The organism is Sphingopyxis sp. BE259 (assembly GCF_031457495.1).
In the GTDB taxonomy this organism is placed as follows: Bacteria; Pseudomonadota; Alphaproteobacteria; order Sphingomonadales; family Sphingomonadaceae; genus Sphingopyxis.
Window position 1 is genome coordinate 2,884,727 of sequence record NZ_JAVDWM010000001.1, and the last position, 20,745, is coordinate 2,905,471.

A 20,745-nucleotide genomic window follows, 5' to 3' on the forward strand; every position below is an offset into this window, starting at 1 on the left:
GGAAGATTCCGATCCCTGGGCCAGAATTTTCAGCCAGGTCGGGGTGGCCCATTTTTATGGCCCATAATCGATGAGATTATGTAAAATCTTCTGGGACGCCGCGAGACATCACCAAGAAGAAAATGGCAGATTTCCGTTGATTTTTCAAGCTTTTTGGGACCCCCTGAGAGGGGTCCCTGGTGCCCAGAAGAGGACTCGAACCTCCACGACCTTGCGATCGCCAGCACCTGAAGCTGGTGCGTCTACCAATTCCGCCATCTGGGCACGGGGTAGGAGCGGGCGCTTAGCGGGGGGGCTGGCGGCTTGTCAACCGCGGCGCGCGGGTCACGGCACATTTTATCGCAAAGGTGCTGGTTTCAGGCCATCGGGCCGTCGTCGCCCCTTGCTCCCTCCCCCGCTTCGCGGCATGGGGAAGCCATTGGCCGCACGCTGCGCCACCCACACAGAATCGATCACAGGCGGATGCAATGCAGAAACTCGACGGGCAATTGATCACGGTGCTGGGCGGCGGCGGCTTCGTCGGTCGTTATGTCGTACAGCGCCTGCTGGCGCGCGGCGCCCGCGTCCGTATCGCGCAGCGCAGCCCGCGTGCCGCGACCTTCCTGAAACCGCTCGGCGGGCTGGGCCAGACGCAGTTCGTCGCCGCCGATGTCCGCGACCCGTCCAGCATCACACGCGCGGTGCAGGGCAGCGATGCGGTGATCAATCTGGTCGGCGCCTTCGCCGATATGCAGGCGGTGCAGGCCGACGGCGCCGCGCATGTCGCTGCCGCCGCCAAGGCCGCGGGGGTCGCCACGCTCGTCCATATGTCGGCGATCGGCGCCGATCAGGGCAGCCTGTCGGCCTATGGTCGCAGCAAGGGCGATGGCGAGGCCGCGGTGCGCGCCGCCTTCCCGGCCGCGACGATTCTGCGCCCCTCGATCGTCTTTGGCCGCGAGGACCAGTTCATCAATCGCTTTGCGGCGATGATCCGTATGGCGCCGGTGATCCCGGTCGTGGCGCCGAATTCCAAGTTCCAGCCGGTCTATGTCGGCGACGTCGCCGACGCCGTCGTCGCCGCGCTGAGCGATGCAGCCGCGGGTCAGACGTTCGAGTTGGGCGGGCCGCAGGTGCTGACGATGGGCGAATTGCAGCGGTGGATCGCAGCTGCGATCGGGCGGTCGCCGCTGTTCGTCGACGTCCCCGATTTTGTCGCGGGAGCGCTCGCGTCAGGGCTCGGCTGGGCGCCCGGTGCGCCGATCACCAAGGACCAGTGGCTGATGTTGCAGAACGACAATGTCGTTGGTGCGGGCGCCGACGGTCTGGCCGCGCTCGGGGTTACGCCGACCTCGCTCGCCGCGGTCGCCGACGACTGGCTGGTGCAATATCGCCGCCATGGTCGCTTCGCGGTGCAGAAGCCCGCTTGATATCCACGCCTCCAGGCCACGGCCTGCCCCGCCCGATCGCCATGGTCGCGGGGGTGATTGACCCCAGGACATTCCATGCACGACCTTGCGACCATCATCCTGCTCGGCATCATCGAAGGGCTGACCGAATTTCTGCCGGTGTCGTCGACAGGCCACCTGATCCTCGCCGCCGAACTGCTCGGCTTTACCGGCGAAGGGTCGGCGGCGTTCAAGATTTCGATCCAGCTGGGCGCGATCCTCGCAGTGCTGGTCGCGTATCGCCAGCGGTTCTGGAACGTCGGCCTGGGGTTGCTGCGACAGGATCGCGATTCGATCCTGTTCACCCGCAACATCCTGATCGGCTTTCTACCTGCAATGCTGATCGGCGCCGTCGCCTATGACGCGATCCGCGCCCTGCTCCAGTCGCCAACGACGGTCGCGGTGGCATTGATCGTCGGCGGCGTCGTCATTCTGGCGATCGAGCGCATGGTCAAGGTGGTGAAGGTCGAGAGCGTCGAGGCGATGCCGCTGCGGACCGCGATCATCATCGGCATCATCCAGTGCATCGCGATGATCCCGGGGGTCAGCCGGTCGGGCGCGACGATTATGGGGGCGCTGTTGATGGGGGTCGAACGCAAGACCGCTGCCGAATTCAGTTTCTTTTTGGCCGTCCCGACGATGATGGGCGCCACCGCCTATTCGCTGTGGAAAGACCGCGATATACTGGTGATCGATGATTTGACCGCGATCGCGATCGGGCTGGGCGTCGCGTTCATCGTGGCGCTGGCGGTGGTCAAAGCACTGGTCGCGATCGTCGGTCGCTTCGGCTTTGCGCCCTTTGCCTGGTATCGAATCATCCTGGGATCGGTCGCGCTGATCTGGCTGAGCCTGAGATAGGGCCGATATTTTACTAGTCGCGAAAGATAATTACGCAACGTTCAGATTTTACCTGCTGTCAGGCAGATTTTAGGTCATCTATGCTGACCTAAACGTCATTTCGCTCGTGACAGCGCCCGCCACGCCATGCATCTGCCCCGCTCAGAAGGGGAATTTGCATGGCTGCCGATCGCATGCTTCAATTTGTGGAGCGCGAACAATCCTATCCCGACAAGCGGTCCGCCGAAGACCGCGCGCAGGATTTTCGCGAAATCGCCGAGCGTTATGCCGCGCCCGACGCCGACGCGCAGGCGGCGCGCTGCTCGCAATGCGGCGTGCCCTATTGCTCGGTGCATTGCCCGCTGCACAATCATATCCCGGACTGGCTGCGCCTGACCGCCGAAGGCCGCCTGCGCGAGGCCTATGAACTCAGCAACGCCACGTCGACGATGCCCGAGATCTGCGGCCGCATCTGCCCGCAGGATCGCCTGTGCGAAGGCAATTGCGTAATCGAATTTTCGGGTCATGGCGCTGTGACGATCGGCAGCGTGGAGAAGTACATCACCGACACCGCTTGGGCCGAAGGCTGGGTCGAACCGCTGCACCCCGGCGCCGCGACCGGCCAGTCGGTCGGCATCATCGGCGCCGGTCCTGCGGGGCTGACCGCCGCCGAATATCTGCGCGTCGCGGGGCACGAGGTGCATGTTTACGACCGTCACGACCGCGCTGGCGGGTTGCTGACCTATGGCATCCCGGGCTTCAAGCTGGAAAAGGATGTCGTGACGCGCCGCATCGACCGGCTCGCCGCTGGCGGTATCCATTTCCATCTGGGGTTCGAGGTCGGCGCCGACGCGACGCTCGACGCGCTGCGCCAGAAACATGATGCGCTGCTGATCGCCACCGGCGTGTACAAGGCACGCGAGATCAATGTCCCCGGCAACGAAGCCGAGGGCGTCATCGCCGCGCTCGACTATCTGGTCGCGTCGAACCGCAAGGGTTTCGGCGACGCGGTTCCCGCGTTCGATGATGGCCGCCTCAATGCCGAGGGCAAACATGTCGTCGTCATCGGCGGCGGCGACACGGCGATGGATTGCGTCCGCACCGCGGTGCGGCAGGGCGCGAAGTCGGTCAAATGCCTCTATCGCCGCGACCGCGAAAATATGCCCGGCTCGCTGCGCGAAGTGTCGAATGCCGAAGAGGAAGGCGTCGAATTCGTCTGGCTGTCGGCCCCCGCCAGCTTCACCGCCGACAAGCATATCAAGGAAGTCGCGGTTGCGGGCATGCGGCTGGGCGCCCCCGACGCCAGCGGTCGCCGCAGCCCCGAGGTCGACCCCGGCCGCACCTTTGATCTGCCCGCCGACATGGTGATCAAGGCGCTGGGTTTTGATCCTGAGGAACTGCCGAACCTGTTCGGCGCCCCCGACCTCAGCGTCACGCGCTGGGGCACGCTGCGCGTCGATCACCAGACGATGATGACCAGCCTGCCCGGCGTTTTCGCCGCGGGCGACATCGTCCGCGGCGCCAGCCTGGTGGTGTGGGGCATCCGCGATGGCCGCGATGTCAGCGACCAGATGGCAAAGTGGTTGAAAGCCAAAGCGAAAAGCGAAAAGAAGGCAGCATGACCAACAGGGGAAGGAAATTCATGATGTCGAAGTTCAAAATGCTGCTGCTCGCCGGTGCCGCAGCCTTGGCGCCCGCCACCGCCCTTGCCGCGCCCACCGAAGCCCCGCTGGCCGAGGTCGTGGCGCCCGCCGACGATGCACCGACCGAGTATAGCAGCGAAGCCGCAATGGCCGATGCCAAGGCCAAGATGCAGAAGGAAATCGATCAGGTGATCGCGCTGATCGAGAAAATCTATGGCACCGACAAATTGCCGCCGGTCGCTCCGGCGCAGCTCGCGCTGGCGCAGCAGACAACCGGCGCGCTGGTGCCGCCGGGCAGCCTCGAAAAGATGCTCGACAATCTCTATGGCAAGCTGTTCAAGGGCATCTTGGGCGAGATGGGCGGCATGTCCGACCTGATGCTGTCGATCAAGACCGGGGTCGAAAGCGAAAAAATCGCGTTGCTCGACGAACCGAGCAAGACCGCGATCGCCGACCTGCTCGATCCCTATCGCCAGCAGCGCGAAGATCAGGTGATGAAGGTCATCAAGCCGCTGATCAGCGAGGCGCTGCGCGATCTGGAGGCGCCGATGCGCAACGGCATGGCGCAGGCCTATGCCCGCAAATTCACCGCGCCGCAGCTGAATGACATGAACAGCTTCTTCGCGACCCCTGCGGGTCAGGCCTACACCTCCGAATGGATGGCGCTGCAGGCCGATCCGCAGGTGATGCTTGCGATGATCAAGGCGGTGCCGCCGATGGTGTCGAAATTCATGGACCGCGCGCCGACGATCGAAAAGGACATGAAAGAGCTGCCCAAGGAAAAGCAGCTCAGCGACCTAAGCGAAGCGGAACTATCCAAGCTCGCCAAGCTGATGAAGGTCGACGTGAAGGTGCTGAAAGAACAGCGCGATATGTGGGCCGGTGAGGGAATGGAAGCGACCGAGTCCGCGGCAGTCGACGCTGCAGCGAGCGCGGCGGACTATGGCGATCCGGGGGATGCTGCCGCCGAAGCGGCAGAAGCTGCCGCTGATGCCGCCGAAGCCGCTGCCGATGCTGCCGCCGAACCGATCGACCCCGCCTATGATCGCAGCAACTGGTCCGATGCCGATCGCCAGCGTGTCGAGAATCTCGAAGCTGCTTATGAAAATGCGTCGATCGCCGCCGCCGAGGCGGCCGAGGAAGCAGCAGCCAACGCACGGAAGAAGCTGCCGGATTGAGGACAGCCGTCATCCCGGCGAAGGCCGGGATGACGATCAGGGAAACAAAGATGACAACCCACTACCCCACCCCCGAACACGCGCGGCTTGCCGAGCAGGGCATGTATCGCCCCGACCTCGAATCCGATGCCTGCGGCGTTGGCATGGTCGCGGCGACCGATGGCAAGGCGTCGCGCCGCGTTGTCGAGGCGGCAATCGAAGCGTTGCGAGCCGTCTGGCACCGCGGCGCCGTCGATGCCGACGGCAAGACGGGGGATGGCGCGGGCATCCATGTCGACCTGCCGGTCCGTTTCTTCGACGATGCGATCGCCGCGTCGGGGCACAAGGTTCGCCCGAACCGCCTCGCCGTCGGCATGGTGTTCCTACCGCGAACCGATCTGGGCGCGCAGGAAGAGTGCCGCACGATCGTCGAGGCCGAGATCATCGACGCGGGTTTCACCATCTATGGCTGGCGCCAGGTGCCGGTCGATGTGTCGGTGATCGGCGACAAGGCGCAGCGCACCCGCCCCGAGATCGAGCAGATCATGATCGCCGGACCGCTGCCCGACGAACAGTCGCTCGCCGAGTTCGAAAAGCAGCTTTATCTGGTCCGCCGCCGGATCGAGAAAAAGGTGATCGCAGCGCAGATCGCCGACTTCTACGTGTGCAGCCTGTCGTGCCGCTCGATCATCTACAAGGGGCTGTTTCTTGCGGAGAGCCTCGCCGATTTTTATCCCGACCTCACCAGCAAGCTGTTCGAAAGCCGCGTCGCGATTTTCCACCAACGCTATTCGACCAACACCTTTCCGCAATGGTGGCTGGCGCAGCCGTTCCGCTGTCTCGCGCATAATGGCGAAATCAACACGATCCGTGGCAACAAGAACTGGATGAAAAGCCACGAGATCAAGATGGCGAGCCTCGCGTTCGGCGAGCATTCGGAAGACATCAAGCCGGTGATCCCGGCGGGCGCATCGGACACCGCCGCGCTCGACGCGGTGTTCGAAACGCTGTGCCGCGCCGGGCGCGATGCGCCGACCGCGAAGCTGATCCTGGTTCCCGAGGCTTGGGTGAACGAACCCGAAATGCCCGACGCGCACAAGGCGATGTACAATTATCTCGCCAGCGTCATGGAGCCGTGGGACGGCCCCGCCGCGCTCGCGATGACCGACGGCCGCTGGGCGGTTGCGGGCATGGACCGCAACGCGCTGCGCCCGCTGCGCTACACGCTGACCGCCGACAATCTGCTCGTCGTCGGCTCCGAAAGCGGCATGGTGCTGCTGCCCGAGGCGAGCATCCGCAAGAAGGGCCGCCTTGGCCCCGGCCAGATGATCGCCGTCGATCTGGAGGAAGGCGTCCTTTACGAAGACCGCGCGATCAAGGACAAGATCGCGGGCGCGCATGATTATGGCGCGCGGGTCAAAGGCTTTCGCACGATGGCCGACCTGCCCAAGGGCGGCAAGTCGAGCCTGCCGACCTTTGAACGTACTGAGCTGCTGCGCCGTCAGGTCGCGGCCGGACTGACCATGGAGGATATGGAGCTGATCCTGTCGCCGATGGTCGAGGATGCCAAGGAAGCCATCGGATCGATGGGCGACGACACCCCACTCGCGGTCATCTCCGACAAACCGCGCCACGTCGCCCAATTCTTCCGCCAGAATTTCAGTCAGGTCACCAACCCGCCGATCGACAGCTTGCGCGAACGGCATGTGATGAGCCTGAAGACGCGTTTCGCCAACCTGGCCAACATTCTCGATGAACGCGGGCAGAGCGACCATGTCCTCGTCATCGACAGCCCGGTGCTGGTCGGCGACGATTGGGACCGGCTGCGCGCCTATTTCGGCGACGCGGTCGCCGACATCGATTGCACGTTCAAGGTCGGCGGCGACGCCGCGACGCTGCGCGAAGCGATCGCCCGCGTCCGGCGTGAGGCGGAGGACGCCGTGCGCGCAGGACGCAGCGAGCTGTTCCTGACCGATCAGGCGATCGGCGAGGACCGCGTGGGCATGGCGATGGTGCTGGCCGCCGCCGCGGTCCACACGCATCTCGTCCGCAAGGGGCTGCGCAGCTACGCCTCGATCAACGTCCGCTCGGCCGAAGTCCTCGACACCCACGCTTTTGCGGTGCTGATCGGGGTCGGCGCGACGACGGTCCATGCCTATCTGGCAGAGGCGGCGATCGTCGATCGCTGGTCGCGCGGGCTGTTCGGCGGCGAATTGGCGCTGGGCGATTGTCTGCTGCGCTTTCGCAAGGCGATCGACGACGGGCTGCTCAAGATCCTCGCCAAGATGGGGATCGCAGTGATCTCCAGCTATCGCGGCGGCTATAATTTCGAAGCTGTCGGGCTCAGTCGCGCGCTCGTCAACGACCTGTTCCCCGGGATGCCCGCCAAGATTTCGGGCGAAGGCTATCAATCGCTGTTTATCAACGCGACCGAGAAGCATGAGGCGGCGTTCGACAAGCGCGCTACCACCCTGCCGATCGGCGGCTTCTATCGCCAGCGCGCGGGCGGCGAAACGCACGCCTATTCGGCGCAGCTGATGCATCTTCTGCAAACCGCGGTCGCGACCGACAGCTATTCGACCTATCTGCAATTCTCGCGCGGGGTCGCCGACCTGCCGCCCGTCTACCTGCGCGATCTGATGGAATTCAACTATCCGCAGCAGGGCGTTCTGCTCGACGGGGTCGAGGCGATCACCGAAATCCGCAAGCGCTTCGTCACCCCCGGCATGTCGCTGGGCGCGCTGTCGCCCGAAGCGCATGAAACGCTGGCGATCGCGATGAACCGTATCGGCGCCAAGGCGGTGTCGGGCGAAGGCGGTGAAGCCAGCGAGCGCTATCAGCCCTATGCCAATGGCGACAACGCGAACAGCAACATCAAGCAGATCGCATCGGGGCGCTTCGGGGTCACCGCCGAATATCTGGGCGCCTGCGACGAGATCGAGATCAAGGTCGCGCAGGGCGCCAAGCCCGGCGAGGGCGGCCAGCTTCCGGGCTTCAAGGTCACCGAGTTCATCGCCCGCCTGCGCCATGCGACGCCGGGGGTGACGCTGATCAGCCCGCCGCCGCACCACGACATCTATTCGATCGAGGATCTGGCGCAGCTCATCTATGACCTCAAGCAGATCAACCCGAAGGCGCGGGTTTGCGTCAAACTGGTGTCGAGCGCAGGCATCGGCACCGTCGCGGCGGGCGTGGCTAAAGCGCACGCCGATGTGATCCTCGTCGCCGGCAACACCGGCGGCACTGGCGCTTCACCCCAGACCAGCGTCAAATACGCCGGTACCCCGTGGGAAATGGGGCTGTCCGAGGTCAACCAGGTGCTGACCCTCAACGGTCTGCGCCACCGCATTCGCCTGCGCACCGACGGCGGGCTCAAGACCGGCCGCGACATCGTCATCGCCGCCATATTGGGCGCCGAGGAATATGGCATCGGGACGCTCAGCCTCGTTGCGATGGGCTGCATCATGGTGCGCCAGTGCCACAGCAACACCTGCCCCGTTGGCGTCTGCACGCAGGACGAAAAGCTGCGCGCGAAGTTCACTGGATCGCCCGAAAAAGTCATCAATCTGATGACCTTCATCGCCGAAGAAGTGCGCGAAATCCTCGCCAAGCTCGGCTGCCGCAGCCTCGACGAAGTGATCGGCCGCACCGAACTGCTGCGCCAGGTCAGCCGCGGCGCCGAGCATCTCGACGATCTCGACCTCAACCCGATCCTGGCCAAGGTCGATGCCCCCGACAACCAGCGCCGCTCGCACGGGCTGCTGCGTAACCCGGTCCCCGACAGCCTTGACGCGCAGATATTGAGCGACGCCAAGCCTTTGTTCGAGCGCGGCGAGCGGATGCAGCTGACCTACAACGTCCGCAACACGCATCGCGCCGTCGGCACCCGCTTGTCGGCCGAGGTCACCGCGAAGTTCGGTATGAACGGCCTCGCCGACAACCATGTCCAGATCCGCCTGCGCGGTACGGCGGGCCAGTCCTTAGGCGCTTTCCTGTGCAGCGGCATCACGCTGGAAGTGTTCGGCGACGCCAATGACTATGTTGGCAAAGGCCTGTCGGGTGGCCGCATCGTCGTGCGCCCGACCGTGTCGAGCCCGCTGGTCAGCCAGCACAACAGCATCATCGGCAACACCGTCCTCTATGGCGCGACCTCCGGCACGTTGCTCGCGGCGGGTCAGGCGGGCGAGCGTTTCGCGGTCCGCAATTCGGGCGCACAGGTTGTCGTCGAGGGCTGCGGCGCCAACGGCTGCGAATATATGACCGGCGGCACCGCGGTGATCCTCGGGCCGGTCGGCTCGAACTTCGGTGCCGGAATGACCGGCGGCATGGGCTTCATCCTCGACATCGACGGCCTGTTCGAACGCCGCGCCAATCCCGAATCGATCGTCTGGCAACGCATCGACAGCGCGCACTGGGAAGCGGTGCTGAAGGATCTGGTCGAAGATCATGCCAAGGCGACCGGCAGCAAATGGTCGAGCGAAATCCTGGCCGACTGGGATCGCTGGCGGGACCAGTTCTGGCAGGTGTGCCCGAAGGAAATGCTGTCGCGTTTGGCGCATCCGCTCAGCGATTCCGAGGCAGAGGTGGTCGCGGCGGAGTAAAGATCGTCGCCCCCGCGAAGGCGGGGGCCGCTGGCAACATTAAGCTGCAATGTCGTGACAAGCCGACGGCGGCTCCCGCCTTAGCGGGGGCGACGGTTTATCGTATCGCCTGCTCGCCCCACCGCACCAACGCCGGCCGTTCAGCCCGGCGAAAGCGTCATGTCGCTATCAACGCGGCTTTGCTGATCCTCGCGTCCTTTGAAAGGATGAAAGCCATGACCCGCCCGACGCCCCGTTTCGCCCTGCTGGCCCTTCCCCTCCTCGCGCTCGCCGCACCGCTTCCGGCCGCCGCAGCCGACAACGAAACGCGCGATGCCGTCGCGACGCTGAACGATCCGGTGGCGCAGGATCGCATGGCCGATACGATCACCGCGATTGTCGGCGCGCTGATGCAGATGCCAGTCGGTCCGCTGGCCGAGGCGGTCGCGCGCGTCGATCCCGAATCCGATGCGGCCTATATCCCGCACGACGCCACGCTCGGCGAGGTTGCGGGCCGCGACCCCGATTATGCCGATCGCATGGGCGCCGACGTGCGCGCGACGACGCGAATGGCGGGACAGGCTGCGTCGGCGCTGGCGGTCTATGCGCCGGTGCTCAAGGACATGGCGCGCGATATGGCCGCGCAATGGGAACGCGAACGCGAAGCGGCGCGCCGCTGACGCCCCCTTTTTTCGTCATCCCGGCGAAGGCCGGGATCCCGTCGTCGCGTTCCTACGAGTGGGTGAGATCCCGGCCTTCGCCGGGATGACGAAACTAAGGATAAGTCCAGCATCGGGCGTTGCGCGCGGCGCCCCGCTGCCGCTATGCCGGGATCATGTGGCAACTCTATCAATTCCCGCTCTGTCCCTTTTCGCGCAAGGTTCGCCTGTTGCTGGGCGAAAAAGGCGTCGGTTATGAATTGGTGCGCGAATCGCCGTGGGAACGCCGCGACGAGTTTATCGACCTGAACCCCGCCGGGCGCACCCCGGTGATGGTCGATCAGGCGCGCGGCCAGGTGCTGATGGACAGCATGGCGATCGCCGAATATTTCGAGGAAACCGTCGAAGGCAAGGCGATGATCAACGGCACGGCGGCTAACCGCGCCGAAATCCGCCGTCTGACGTCGTGGTTCGACCATGATTTCTATTATGAAGTCACCGGCCCCCTGCTGTTCGAACGGATGCAGAAACGCATCGTCCACCGCCAGCCCCCCGATGGCGGCGCGCTGCGCGAAGCTATGAAGGCGGCGAACAACCATCTCGACTATGTCGATTACCTGATCGACCACCGCACCTGGCTTGCCGGCGCGACGATGAGCCTCGCCGACCTGACCGCCGCGGCGCATATCTCCGTCGCTGATTATCTCGGCGGCATCGACTGGACCGGGCATGAGCAAACCAAGGGCTGGTATTCGGGGCTGAAATCGCGGCCTTCCTTCCGCCCCCTATTGGCAGAGCGCATGGAGATCGTGACGCCGCCGAAATATTATGAAGACGTCGACTTTTGATGCGCCACGGAATGCGAAGCGTTCCGAAGCGTCAACCCCCGCGAAGGCGGGGGTTGCTGGCAGTCTTGTCCGGCATCGCTGCGTAAACCGCTATCGGCCCCCGCCTTCGCGGGGACGACGAGTGTTCAACACCCCTTATACTTCCAATTCCGGTCCTTGCCTTCGGCCACCTGCGCGACGATCGTCTCAATGCGCTTGACCCGCGTCTCCTCGCGCTTCGCCTCCACCACCCATTCGATGTAATCGCGGCGCTTGCCGGGGGAGAAGGCGTCCCAATGGCCCTGCGCTGCCGCATTGGCCCGAAGCGCCGCGCCCAGATCGTCCGGGAGTTCAAGCGCGGTCTTGGGCTTGGGCGCCGGGCGCTTGGGCTTGCCCTCGGCGCACAGTGCCGCGGCTTTGCCTATCCATGCCGCCATCTGCTTGTCCGACGGCAAATCGGCAAGCGACGTCAGCCGCCCCATGCTGCCCATCGCGCCGGTGTCGCGCGGCGATCCGGTGACCTCCTCGTCGCGCCAGAAGCCGAAGGTCGCATGACCCTTGAACGCCGCCATGCCCGCGAGATTCTGGCCGCCGAGCACAAAATGCGGCACGCCCCATTTCAGCGTTTCTTCGCAGCCCGGCGCATATTTGTGCAGCAGTTCGCGCAAATGGGTCAGGATCGGCTGGGCGAAGGCTTGCCGCTTCGGGATATAATCGTCGACGCGCGGGTCACGCGTCATCCCGCGTGCCGCGCGGCGACCAGATAATTGAGCGCCTCGCTGCCGCCGAGCTTGAAACCCTTGGCGGGCGATGGCGACAGGCCGGTTCGGTCGATGACCGCGAGCCCCGCTCCTTCGAGCAGCTTGGTCAGCTCCTCGGGCTTCAGAAACTGCTCCCAGTCGTGAGTCCCGCGCGGCACCGCGCCGACGCGTTCAGCGGCCTCGACCAGCAGCAGCTTGGACAGCATCGTGCGGTTGGGCGTCGACAGGATCATCAACCCGCCCGGCGCCAGCCGTGCCGCGAGTTCGCCGACGAACGCCGCGGGATCGGTGACATGCTCGACGACTTCCATCGACGTGACGAGGTCGAAAAACCCCTCCCCGTTCGTGTCGAGCGAAGTCGAGACACCCCGAAGGTCAGCGCTCCCCAAGCGTGTCTCGACTTCGCTCGACACAAACGGAATTGGTAGGTCAGCCAACTCCCCAGCGAAGTAGCTGATATCCAACCCCTGCCCTGCCGCATGCGCGCGCGCAGCGGCGATATTCTCCGGCGCCGCATCAACCCCGGTTACCCTCGCCCCCATTCGCGCGAGCGGCTCAGCAAGCAGCCCCGCGCCGCACCCGACGTCAAGCGCGCTGCGCCCCGCCAGCGCATAACGCTCGCGCGCATCGATATGCCAATGCGCGTCGATCTGGTCGCGGATATAGGCAAGGCGCACCGGGTTCAGCTTGTGCAGCATTGCCGAAGACCCATGCGGATCCCACCAGTCGGCGGCGAGCGCGCCGAAATGCGCGGCTTCGTGCGGATTGATCGTGGCGCTGCTCATGCCCCGCGATGTGGCACTCCCCCTCGCCCCATGCAAGAAATTCTATCCGCTCCGACGCCCGCTCCCCTTGCCTTCGCGCGCCCCCTTCCGTAACAGCCGAGCGCCGCAGATTTGTTCGAATGTTGCGGCGGAAACCAGTTTCTTGAAAGCGGGGCGAGATGGCGCGGATCGTGATGAAATTCGGGGGCACGTCGATGGCGGGCACCGAGCGGATTCGCACCGTGGCGAAACTTGTCGCGCGCGAAGTCGCCAATGGCAATCAGGTCGCCGTCGTCGTCTCGGCAATGGCGGGCGAAACCGATCGGCTGGTCAATTTCTGCCGCGAAGCCAACCCGCGCTATGACCCCGCCGAATATGACGTCGTCGTCGCCGCGGGCGAGCAGATTACCTCGGGGCTGCTCGCGCTGACCTTGCAGGCGATGGGAACCCCGGCGCGCAGCTGGCTCGGCTGGCAGCTCCCGATCCGTACCGAGGAAGCGCACGCCCGCGCGCGCATCGCCGACATCGACACCGGCGCATTGGGCGCCGCGATGGCGCGCGGCGAGGTGGCCGTGATCCCGGGCTTTCAAGGCCTGATGGACGACGGCCGCGTCTCGACGCTCGGCCGCGGCGGTTCCGACACCAGTGCGGTTGCGGTCGCCGCAGCGCTCAAGGCCGACCGCTGCGACATCTACACCGACGTCGACGGCGTCTATACCACCGACCCGCGTATCGTCGCCCGCGCGCGCAAGCTCGACTATGTCACCTATGAAGAAATGCTCGAACTCGCGAGCGTCGGCGCGAAAGTGCTCCAGACGCGCTCGGTCGGGCTCGCGATGAAAGAGGGCGTGCGCGTGCAGGTGCTCTCCAGCTTCGTCGAGGGCGACGAAGCGCCCAAGCAAGGTACGATGATCGTCAGCGACGAGGAAATAGAGGAACATCAGATGGAACGGCAGCTGATCACCGGCATCGCCCACGACAAGAATGAGGCAAAGGTCATCGTCACCCGCGTCCCCGACCGGCCCGGCGGCGTCGCCAACATCTTTGGTCCGCTTGCTGCGGCGGGGATCAATGTCGACATGATCATCCAGAACGTCGGCCGCGACAAGGGCGAAACCGACGTGACCTTCACCGTGCCGCAGACCGACCTCTTGCGCTCGATCGACCTGCTCGAAGCCGCGAAGGAAAAGATCGGGTTCAACCGCATCATCAGCGACGACAAGGTCGCCAAGATCAGCGTCGTCGGCGTTGGCATGAAAAGCCACGCGGGGGTCGCCAGCACCATGTTCCGCGCGCTGGCCGACCGCGGCATCAACATCCAGGCGATCTCGACCAGCGAGATCAAGGTCAGCGTGCTGATCGACGAGGATGAAACCGAACTCGCGGTGCGCGTGCTGCACACCGCTTATGGGCTCGACGCCGATTAGGCTCCGAACCCGGGGTTGCAGCCCTGAACAATTCGGCGTCCGCCCGGAAACGCGGGGTGGGCCCAGCCCACCCCGGGCCTCTTACAGTCCATCCAGACCTTTGCTGACCAGGATATTCACCGCCACGCGGCGGTTCTGGGCCTTGCCTTCGGGGGTCGTATTGTCCGCTGCCGGATCGGCTTCGGACATCCCGGTGGGGGTCAGCATCCGGTAAGGTTTCCAGCCGCACGCCTGTTGCAGGTGATTGACGACGCGGCCGGCGCGCTTTTCGCTCAAGACCTGATTGACTTCCTCGCTGCCCGTGGAATCGGTATAGCCAACGACCAGCAGCAGGGCGTTATCCATCCCCTCGGCCTGATTGGCCGCGGTACACAGATCCGCCTTGGCCTGTTCGGACAGCACCGCCATGCCCGTGTCGAAATTCACGTTGGTCGTGCTTTTGACATTATATTGATCGATGTCGCCGACGCGGCCACGCAGCGCCTCGGTCGCCGCGGTCTGTTCGGCAAAGCGCTGGTCAGTGCCGGTAGCAATCATCGACGCGGTTCGCAGGTCTTTGCTCTTCAGATCGACCTGGCTCGCGACCAGGCCGCCGTCCCACTGCAAGGTCTCGACAGTGACCGGCAGACCATTGAGCAGCGAGCCCGCCGCCAGCTTGTCGGTGCTGAGGCCGAGGAACCCGCCCTTGGACTTGATCTTGGTGTAATCGGCGATGGCGATCGGCGTGGTATTGCCGTCGGCTGTCCGCACCTGCATCCGGCCGTCGCTGCGTGCGGCGATGATGCCTTCGACCTTCGGACCCTTGGTCATCTGGTCGGGCGACGGCAGCGTGCCATAAACGGTCGCCATCACATCACCGTCCGCGGCCTCCGGCGGAGACTCCTGCGACTGGGCGGCAAGGCTGACGGGCGCTGCCGCGGCCAGCATGGCGAGCGCCAACAATATTTTGGGATTCTTTGAAACGGTACGCATGGACCCTCTCCTTCAATGAGCCGCCCCCGCGAGTTCGATTCGCCCCTTCTGGTAACTCGCTGCGCCCCGCAAGCCGCGACGGCCATTTGCGCGGACAATTCGAGCAGATTGTGCGGCGAACCGATGCTGGCGGCACTGGGCGCATCCGGTTTTCCGGCCTCCGCCGCCATCCGACGACGGGCGCAGACGCGATGTGATGACCCGAAAAGCGGTGCACGGGCTGCCGCGCCTATGGCTCAAAAAAGACCCGCCCCCAGGCCCATGTCCCCGGGGGCGGATCCGCGACCCGTCGTCTGTTCAGCTGATACCGATCAGGCGAGGTCGAAACGGTCGGCGTTCATCACCTTGGTCCACGCCTTGACGAAGTCCTTGACGAACTTCTCTTCATGGCCGGTTTCGGCATAGACTTCGGCGACCGCGCGCAGCTCCGAATTGGACCCGAACACCAGGTCGGCGCGGGTGGCGCGCCAGGTTTCGCCGCCGCCCTTGCGGTCGGTGGCGACATATTCCTGATCATCCGACCCATCGACCGCCTTCCAGACATTGGTCATGTCGAGCAGGTTGACGAAGAAGTCGTTGGTGAGCTGACCCGAACGCTTGGTGAAGTGGCCATGACCGCGTTCGCCGTGGTTCGCACCCAGCACGCGCAGCCCGCCGACCAGCACGGTCATTTCGGGCACCGACAGGCCGAGCAGCGAGGCGCGGTCGAGCATCATTTCCTCGGTCTTCACCGCCAGCTTCTTTTTGCCCAGATAGTTGCGGAAGGCATCGGCTTCGGGTTCCATCACGTCGAAGCTCTCGGCGTCGGTCTGTTCGGCACTCGCATCGCCGCGGCCGCCGGTGAACGGCACCGCAACGTTAAATCCAGCGTCCTTGATCGCCTTTTCCAGCCCGACCACACCGCCCAGCACGATGGCGTCGGCAATCGACAGATTGCCGCGCAGGCCGTCGAGCGTGCCCAGCACCTTCGCCAGCATCGCGGGTTCGTTGACGTCCCAGTCCTTCTGCGGCGCCAGACGCAGGCGCGCGCCATTGGCGCCGCCGCGATGGTCCGACTTGCGATAGGTGCTGGCCGACGCCCAAGCGGTCTTGACCAACTGGCTGACGGTCAGCCCGCTGCCCGCAATCGCCGCCTTCACCGCCGCAACGTCGGCATCCGAAGGCATGGTGCCCGCCGGGATCGGATCCTGCCAAATCAGGTCTTCGGCCGGAACTTCGGGGCCGAGATAGCGGACCTTCGGCCCCATGTCGCGGTGGCAAAGCTTGAACCAGGCGCGTGCAAAGGCATCCTTGAACGCTTCATGGTCGTTGCGGAACTTCTCGCTGACCTTGCGGAACTCGGGATCCATCTTGAGCGCCATATCGGCGGTGGTCATCATCGTCGGAACCTTGACGTTCGGATCCCACGCCGCGGGGGCCATATCCTCCGGCTTCTGGTTGATCGGCTGCCACTGCTGCGCGCCCGCCGGCGAGTGGACGAGCTCATAATCATAATCGAGCAGCAGGCGGAAATAATTCTCCGACCACTCGGTCGGCGTATTGACCCACGACCCTTCGATGCCGCTGGTCACGCTGTGCTCGCCGATGCCGCCGCTCTCGTGGCTGCTGACCCAGCCAAAGCCCTGCGCCGCCAGGTCGCCGCCTGATGGCGCGGCGCCGAGCAGCGAGGCGTCGCCATTGCCGTGCGCCTTGCCGAACGTATGCCCACCGGCGGTCAGCGCGACGGTTTCCTCATGGTTCATCGCCATGCGCTCGAAGGTTTCCTTCATGTCGCGCGCCGACAGCAAAGGATCGGGATTGCCGCCCGGACCTTCGGGATTGACGTAGATCAGCCCCATCTGGATCGCCGCCAGCGGTCCCTCGATCGCATCCAGCCCTTTGTCGGGATCGATACGGGTCTGAACGCCTTCGTTCACCCATTTGTCTTCGCTGCCCCAATAGATGTCGCGCTCGGGTTCGAACACGTCGGCACGGCCACCGCCGAAACCGAACACCGGGCCGCCCATGCTTTCGATCGCGACATTGCCGGTCAGGATGAACAGATCGGCCCAGCTGATCTTGTTGCCATATTTCTGCTTGATCGGCCACAGCAGGCGGCGCGCCTTGTCGAGGTTACCGTTGTCGGGCCAGCTGTCGAGCGGCGCAAAACGCTGCTGCCCGCTGTTGGCGCCGCCGCGCCCGTCAGCGGTGCGATAGGTGCCCGCGGCGTGCCACGCCATGCGGATGAAGAACGGGCCATAATGGCCATAGTCGGCTGGCCACCAAGGTTGGCTGTCGGTCATCAGCGCGGTCAGGTCGGCCTTGAGCGCCGCATAGTCGAGCAGCGCGAACGCCTTGCTGTAATCGAAATCGTCGCCCAGCGGGTTCGACGAGCCGTTGGGATTGAGGATTTCGGTCGCCAGCATGTCGGGCCACCAATCCTTGTTGGTGCGGCCAAGCAGGGCGCGGACGCCGCCCGGCTGGTGAACCGGGCAGCCGCTACCGATGGGGGTCTGGTCGTTCATGCAGTCTCTCCTTTTGGGGTTCTCGTTGGATCGGGTTGGAAAGCAGGGTGGCGATGCAGGATGACCGGCGCATGACGCGGGAGCGACCGGAGGGGCGCCGCGCGTGCTTCGGTGAAGGCCGGTCGCGAGTCGATTGGGTCATCCTTTCGCCTTGAATGGAAAGGATAGGCTGCACCCGTCCATCGACATAACCGAATATGCTGAATTCAGTCATTGAACGAACCGATTACAGCGGCGCAGGTTGCCGCAACGAAATGACACTGGTCGCGCCGCCGCCACGCCCCAGCGAAATGGCGCGGTCGGCGCGCAACATTGCGCCGCGCCAACGGGTTAGCCCCATGTCACCCACATCATGGCGTGACGACATGGAGAGAAAAAGTGGCTAACCAGAACCCCAATGAGCAGCAGCAGCGCGACGAAGAACAGCGTCGCAAGCAGCAGCAACAGCAGGATGGCGGCCAGGATCGCCAGCAGGGCGGTCAGCGGCCCGATCAGGATAACGAAAAGCCGCAGCAGCGCTGATCACAGGCTGCATGAAAAAGGGGGCGTTCCATGCGGAACGCCCCCTTCTCTGTATCCAGCGAATGGGCCGGATCAGAAGCTGAATTTCACCGTTCCGCCCCACGTCCGCGCATCACCCGCGGTTCCGGCGATCAACCCGGTGTTGCCGGGGGCGACCTGGAGCAGTTCAATATAATCGACATCAAAGGCGTTGCGGACCCACCCAAAGACGTCAAAGCCCTCGGCGCGAAAACCGGCGCGGACGTTGGTCAGCGCATAGCCTTTGACATTGGTATAGATCGACGGCGATGCGTTCGAATTCCACTCCGAACGATAATTGCCGTCGACGCCCAGATAGACCTGCCCGTCCTTGGCCAGCAGTGTGGCCGGGACATTGGTTTCGGCGCCATAGGAAAAAGCCCATTTCGACACGCCGGGCAACCGCTGCCCGGAAATGTCGCACTGGCGCGGGCTGAGCGCGCCAGCGACGCCAGGCTGCGAATAATTGGGCGCCGCGCCCACCGGCTGGAGCGTCCCACCCGACAATTCGGGCGGGCACGGCGCGTTGGTGAACCGCTTGTATTTGGCATCGGTATAGGCGCCGTTGGCATAAGCGGTAAGGCGATCGCTGGCGACGATCTTCAGGTCCGCCTCGATCCCCTGTGATTTCACCTTTTCCGCATTGGCGAGATAGCCGCGCACCGTGCCGAACTGACCGCCGTTCACCGTCGCCTGAAAATTCTTGATCTCGGTGCGAAACGCCGACAGGTTGAAGGTCGCGCGGCGATCGAAGAACTGGGTCTTGAGCCCAACCTCGAAATGGTCGATGGCTTCGGGCTTCACCGTGCTGGCGTCGAAATTGACTGTGTTGTCGGCGTTCAGTGGCAGGCCGTTCTGGTTGATGCCCAGCGTCTTGAAGCTCTTGGCATAGGTCGCGTAAGCCAGCACGTCGGGCGCCACCTTGTAATTCACGTTGAAGTCGTAGGTGAAGTTCCAGGCGCTGTCCGACGGTGCGCTTTGTTGCGGCTGATAGACGCCGCACTGCGCCGCCAGCACCGACCCGGCGGCGGGCGCCGGGGTGCAGGAAATGACATTGCCCGCGCCGTTGGTCACGATCCGCTGATAAAAGCCCGACTTCTTGTCGTAATTGACTCGCGCGCCCGGCTGGAGCGTCAGCGCATCGGTCACCTTCCAACTCAGCTGACCGAACAACGCTGCGCTGGTGCTTTTGAGATATTGGGTGTTGGTGGCGGTCAAACCGTTGAGGATGGTCGGATCGGCCGCCTGCGCGCCGGTCAGGCTCCAGCGGCTGGCGTCGGCGCCCTGCTGCTCGGTGCCCTGGGTATCGATCCGCTGCTTGAAGCCGAACAGGCCGAGGACGAAGACGACATCGTCACCTACGTAATTATAGCGGAATTCCTGGCTATACTGGTCCTGCTGCGACGGGTTCTGCGACCTTGAGACGATCGACAGACCGGTGAAGTCGCGATCATTCTCGGGCTTCCAGTCCCAGAAGCGCCAGGCGGTGATCGACGTAAAGGTGCCGGGACCAACGTCCCACTTCACCCGCGCCGAAACCCCGCCGATCTTGTTCCCCGCATTCAGGCTGGCGTCGATGTCGGTCAGCCTGTCGAACACATTGCGGCTGGGAACCGCGTAGGGCCGCGTCGGATTGGCGGCATTATAGGCTGCCACCAGCCCATCATATTGGCGCGCCAGCGCGCGCTGCGTCCGGCCGACGCGGACCAGCGAGGTGCCAAAGCCTTCGGGATCCTGCTTGCTATAGTCGCCCGACAGCGTGATGCTCAGATCGTCGCTGGGCTGGAACAACAGCTGACCGCGCAGGCCCAGATTGTCCTGCTCGTTGATCCAGCGGTCGCTCGTGACGTTAAAGATCGTCCCGCGCCGACTGGTCGCCGCGATAGCAAGGCGCGCCGCGACGGTGTCCGACAGCGGACCCGACACCGCGGCCTTGGCCTGCCGGTAATTGAGATTGCCGACGCTCATCTCGGCCCGGCCTTCGAAATCGAACGTCGGCTGGTTGGTCGTGATGTTGATCGCGCCCGCCGTGGTGTTCTTGCCATAAAGCGTGCCCTGCGGCCCGCGCAGCACTTCGACCTGGTCGACGTCGAGGAAATCGAAGGTCGCGGCGGCGACGCGCGAATTATAGACGTCATCGACATAGATGCCGACGCCCTGTTCGAACCCGTCGCTCGTCAGCCCGAACGGCACGCCAAGGCCGCGGATGTTGACCGAGGTGTTGCGCGGGTTCGATGTATAGACCTGCAACGTCGGCGCGAGCTGCTGGAGCTTCACGACGTTGAAATTGCCCGTCGCCTCGATCGAATCGCCGCGGATTACCGAAATCGCGACCGGGACTTCCTGCGCCGTTTCCTGGCGGCGGCGGGCAGTGACGATGATGATGTCGCCGCGGCTGACGTCGTCGTCGACTTGGGCGGCCGCATCGGCGGCAACGCTGTCCTCGGCTTTGGCTGCCGTCGCTTCCTCTGCCGCAGCGGCGGGTGTGGCGCCCAGGACGAGCAGGAACGATAGGGTGAGTGATGATGCCTGCACGCGGCGGCGGACAGACGGATATTTTGCGGTCATGACAATTTCCTGTTGCAAAGAAAATTGCCACATCCGGTGGACCGGTCTGCGGCAGGATGAGGGGAGAGTCCTTCTTGGGAGC

General features: G+C 64.4%; 15 protein-coding genes and 1 tRNA gene. 9 read left to right on the forward strand and 7 right to left on the reverse strand.

Annotated features, from left to right (window positions below; all coding sequences use genetic code 11):
- Window positions 1-177: 177 nt before the first annotated feature.
- Window positions 178-264 (reverse strand) — tRNA-Leu (locus J2X44_RS13855).
- Window positions 265-467: 203 nt separating this feature from the next.
- On the opposite strand from J2X44_RS13855, the gene J2X44_RS13860 reads away from it, so the two are divergent.
- The 7 genes from J2X44_RS13860 (at window position 468) to J2X44_RS13890 (ending at window position 11,148) form a co-directional block, all read left to right on the forward strand.
- Window positions 468-1,406, forward strand: coding sequence for a complex I NDUFA9 subunit family protein (locus J2X44_RS13860; protein WP_310085157.1), 939 nt, complete (start codon window positions 468-470; stop codon window positions 1,404-1,406).
- Window positions 1,407-1,481: 75 nt separating this feature from the next.
- The gene (locus J2X44_RS13865) at window positions 1,482-2,282 is read left to right on the forward strand and encodes an undecaprenyl-diphosphate phosphatase (protein WP_310085160.1); all 801 of its coding nucleotides are present in this window, start codon (window positions 1,482-1,484) and stop codon (window positions 2,280-2,282) included.
- Window positions 2,283-2,440: 158 nt separating this feature from the next.
- Entirely contained in the window at window positions 2,441-3,883 is a 1,443-nt protein-coding gene (locus J2X44_RS13870) for an NAD(P)-dependent oxidoreductase (protein WP_310085162.1), read from the forward strand.
- Window positions 3,884-3,906: 23 nt separating this feature from the next.
- Window positions 3,907-5,082 carry a DUF2059 domain-containing protein gene (locus J2X44_RS13875; protein WP_310085165.1) on the forward strand — a complete coding sequence of 392 codons (1,176 nt, stop codon included), beginning with the start codon at window positions 3,907-3,909 and terminating at the stop codon, window positions 5,080-5,082.
- Between the two features lie 50 nt (window positions 5,083-5,132).
- A complete protein-coding gene (gltB, locus tag J2X44_RS13880; protein ID WP_310085168.1) occupies window positions 5,133-9,662 on the forward strand; it encodes a glutamate synthase large subunit in 4,530 nt (1,509 codons plus the stop codon).
- Between the two features lie 215 nt (window positions 9,663-9,877).
- Window positions 9,878-10,321 (forward strand): hypothetical protein, encoded by a 444-nt coding sequence (locus J2X44_RS13885; RefSeq protein WP_310085170.1) that lies wholly within the window; start codon window positions 9,878-9,880, stop codon window positions 10,319-10,321.
- 155 nt (window positions 10,322-10,476) lie between these two features.
- Window positions 10,477-11,148, forward strand: coding sequence for a glutathione S-transferase family protein (locus tag J2X44_RS13890; RefSeq protein WP_058537165.1), 672 nt, complete (start codon window positions 10,477-10,479; stop codon window positions 11,146-11,148).
- A 125-nt stretch (window positions 11,149-11,273) separates the two neighbouring features.
- Here the strand turns inward: J2X44_RS13890 and J2X44_RS13895 are convergent, their stop codons facing one another.
- Both J2X44_RS13895 and ubiG read right to left on the reverse strand, forming a co-directional pair.
- Window positions 11,274-11,867, reverse strand: coding sequence for a YdeI/OmpD-associated family protein (locus tag J2X44_RS13895; protein ID WP_310085173.1), 594 nt, complete (start codon window positions 11,865-11,867; stop codon window positions 11,274-11,276).
- The gene (ubiG, locus tag J2X44_RS13900) at window positions 11,864-12,673 is read right to left on the reverse strand and encodes a bifunctional 2-polyprenyl-6-hydroxyphenol methylase/3-demethylubiquinol 3-O-methyltransferase UbiG (RefSeq protein WP_310085176.1); all 810 of its coding nucleotides are present in this window, start codon (window positions 12,671-12,673) and stop codon (window positions 11,864-11,866) included. The genes J2X44_RS13895 and ubiG overlap by 4 nt, the downstream gene beginning before the upstream one ends.
- Window positions 12,674-12,831: 158 nt before the next feature.
- Between ubiG and J2X44_RS13905 the strand changes: the two genes are divergently transcribed.
- Window positions 12,832-14,079: an aspartate kinase gene (locus J2X44_RS13905; protein WP_310085179.1), complete on the forward strand. Its 1,248-nt coding sequence runs from the start codon at window positions 12,832-12,834 to the stop codon at window positions 14,077-14,079.
- Window positions 14,080-14,160: 81 nt separating this feature from the next.
- Here J2X44_RS13905 and J2X44_RS13910 read toward each other — a convergent pair whose 3' ends face one another.
- The 3 genes from J2X44_RS13910 to J2X44_RS13920 all read right to left on the reverse strand — a co-directional run bounded on the left by J2X44_RS13910 (window position 14,161) and on the right by J2X44_RS13920 (window position 17,922).
- Entirely contained in the window at window positions 14,161-15,051 is an 891-nt protein-coding gene (locus J2X44_RS13910; protein ID WP_310085182.1) for an OmpA family protein, read from the reverse strand.
- 311 nt (window positions 15,052-15,362) lie between these two features.
- Window positions 15,363-17,555 carry a catalase/peroxidase HPI gene (katG, locus tag J2X44_RS13915; RefSeq protein ID WP_310085184.1) on the reverse strand — a complete coding sequence of 731 codons (2,193 nt, stop codon included), beginning with the start codon at window positions 17,553-17,555 and terminating at the stop codon, window positions 15,363-15,365.
- Window positions 17,556-17,781: 226 nt separating this feature from the next.
- Window positions 17,782-17,922: a hypothetical protein gene (locus J2X44_RS13920; RefSeq protein ID WP_310249318.1), complete on the reverse strand. Its 141-nt coding sequence runs from the start codon at window positions 17,920-17,922 to the stop codon at window positions 17,782-17,784.
- Window positions 17,923-17,933: 11 nt separating this feature from the next.
- Between J2X44_RS13920 and J2X44_RS13925 the strand changes: the two genes are divergently transcribed.
- Window positions 17,934-18,077 (forward strand): hypothetical protein, encoded by a 144-nt coding sequence (locus J2X44_RS13925; RefSeq protein WP_310085187.1) that lies wholly within the window; start codon window positions 17,934-17,936, stop codon window positions 18,075-18,077.
- A 72-nt stretch (window positions 18,078-18,149) separates the two neighbouring features.
- On the opposite strand, the gene J2X44_RS13930 is transcribed toward J2X44_RS13925, so the two are convergent.
- The gene (locus J2X44_RS13930) at window positions 18,150-20,663 is read right to left on the reverse strand and encodes a TonB-dependent receptor domain-containing protein (RefSeq protein WP_310085189.1); all 2,514 of its coding nucleotides are present in this window, start codon (window positions 20,661-20,663) and stop codon (window positions 18,150-18,152) included.
- Window positions 20,664-20,745: the final 82 nt, after the last annotated feature.